Annotated in this window: 2 protein-coding genes; both read right to left on the minus strand. The window is 34.6% G+C overall.

Annotation, left to right across the window (positions count from 1 at the left end):
• Positions 1–1281: 1281 nt before the first annotated feature.
• Entirely contained in the window at positions 1282–1917 is a 636-nt protein-coding gene (locus ESY88_RS20480) for a hypothetical protein (RefSeq protein WP_147088555.1), read from the minus strand.
• Positions 1918–2105: 188 nt separating this feature from the next.
• The coding region (locus ESY88_RS21600) for a hypothetical protein (RefSeq protein WP_223270915.1) at positions 2106–2310 on the minus strand (205 nt) is incomplete at its 5' end.

Here is a 2310-nt window from a genome sequence, read left to right on the forward strand (position 1 = left end):
AGAAATCCGAAATAAAAATTCCGCGACCGTGAAAGGAATAGTTTTTTGAATTCCGATTGTCTAGTTATGAGTGAATTCCGCCATTTTTTACAACGCTCTTGAGTATGATTAGTTGCGTGTCTCAAGCGCTAATTTAGCAAATAAAAACGAACTTGGGCATCCACGAGGATTTTCGGAAGAAGAACAGGCCAAGCAATTAATTATACGCGATGTTGTGAAAAGTGGCCTGGAATTATCGTGTTTTGTTGTTGCTCTACCTGAGATAGTGCGATTGAGTGAGTTCCGCCGTTCCCAAAATCCGTGAACTTTGTGATTCCGCCCGAGTGTAAAATTCCGTATGAGTGAGCAATTCCGCAAGACGATTTTATTCAGAGTGGATTTGAACAATTCAAGATTCCGCAAACTTGTCTGATTTTGTAATTCCGTTTTTCATTTATGGGACTGGATTAGAAATCGAAAAAAATTCCGCGACCGTAAAAAGAAAAGCTTTTTTGAGTTTCGATTGTCTAGTTATGAGTGAATTCCGCCATTTTTCACAACGTTTATGTGTATGGACCGTTGCGTGTCTCACACACGAACCAATCCAAATATAGACAAACTTTGGGTTTATCCGATAATATTCCAGAAAAGCACAGACCCAGCAATGGCCTATACACGGTGTTGTGCGTCGTATTTATCTATTCCCACGCTCTGTTTTTTACGACTGATTTGATTCCGACGTTTTGTTTTTATAAAGTTCTAATTTAATAATTTCGGTTAAACTTCTTTGGTAATTTCTATTTAATTTCGGCGCAATAATTTTCCGCTTTGTGTTTTTTGTCGGTCGGCATTGCTTTTCGATTTTAACCCTAAAAAACCAAAAAAAAATTCGATTCCTTTCCGCTGTTTTTTCCGCGAGAGTAAATTTCTGCGCAATGCTATTAAAAATAATCAGCAATTGCCTTGAGGTAAGCTCGGTTTTTCCTGTTATGCGACTTAACATTGGAAAGCGAGGAAATAAATTTGTCCGTTTTGAGTGTTAAATTCGGCGCAATGATTTTTTTAGTTTTAATTTCGGATTCAATTTTTAATTTTTTTCAGCGTTCGAATCCGTTTAATCTTCAATTTCAGCACAATTTTTCTTATATGACGCACAACGGTTAGTATATGAAAAGTAGGCGATTTCGAAGCACTAAACTTTCGGTTAAGCACAAAGTTTAATACGAGCCACAAGCCTTAATTTTACTACTATTTAGCCTATTTTTTATATACATTGTTGTATGCAGTTGCAACTACAACAGGTTAATCAATACAATTCTTGTTATAAAAATCAACTACCTGCCAAACATCTTTTATTTGTTTTTGATTAATTGCTTCTATGATTCTTGGGCAGTTGGAAAAATAATCCAATAACACTTTTCTTTTCAATCTAATCACTCCTTGATCTGCTCTAATGAAAAAAGGGTCTTCTTCTTTTTTTAGTAAAGCCATGGACCTCAATGCCGTATCTCCTTGTTCAATCCATTCTAATTCGTAGTGGTTAAGATTTCCTTTGCTTACAACTTTCAAGAAATACTGTTCGCCATTATTATGGTCAATATTATATTTAGGGTTGACTAAACTAAATCTTTGAGACGTTTGGCTTAGCCAAAAGCTTTCATAGGTAATGTTAGTTACTCTAAAGGAAGCAACATTTTTCCTCTTGTATTTTTTTCCTTTTCCGTCACTGGTTGTTAGCCTTATTTTTTTATAAAATTCTCGAGGTATTCCTTCATCTATGTATTGCACTTTACCATGTAAAGTATCTCCAACATATAGTACTATATAATCAAGTTTTTCGTTTCCTTGGGCAAATACGGATGTTTGTAATGAAAACATTGTTAAAGTAATCAAGATATACAAAGTAGCAGCAGAATTTAATTTTTGAGATTTGTTCATAATTCAATATTATCAGTATAGCTTTTTACTTTCTAATTTTATCATTAAGGTTTTTAACTATTTAGGGAATAACTATTTGTTTTTGTAGTCGTAATTTTTAACATTCTAATAATTACAGATAAAGTACTGTCTTTAATTGCATACAACGTTGTTGTGTATGGACCGTTGCGTGTCTCACACACGAACCATTAAAGATACAAAACTCCGCTGGAAAATTCCCAAGAATTTTCCAGATAAGCACAGGCCCAGCAATGGCTTATACACGGTGTTGAACGAATCCTCCCTACCGGTCGGAAGCCCGCCTGAACCGTTCCGATTGGATGTTCTTGCTGTAAATGTAATAGATTTATTAATTTGTAGCTAAATTTTAAATCCAATACCATGTTTAAAAAA

Source organism: Subsaximicrobium wynnwilliamsii (genome assembly GCF_007997225.1).
Taxonomy (GTDB): Bacteria; Bacteroidota; Bacteroidia; order Flavobacteriales; family Flavobacteriaceae; genus Psychroserpens; species Psychroserpens wynnwilliamsii.

What these genes read in the sequence shown, in the direction of transcription:
- ESY88_RS20480 (WP_147088555.1), bottom strand. Translation starts at nt 1,917, where the DNA reads ATGAACAAATCTCAAAAATTAAATTCTGCTGCTACTTTGTATATCTTG.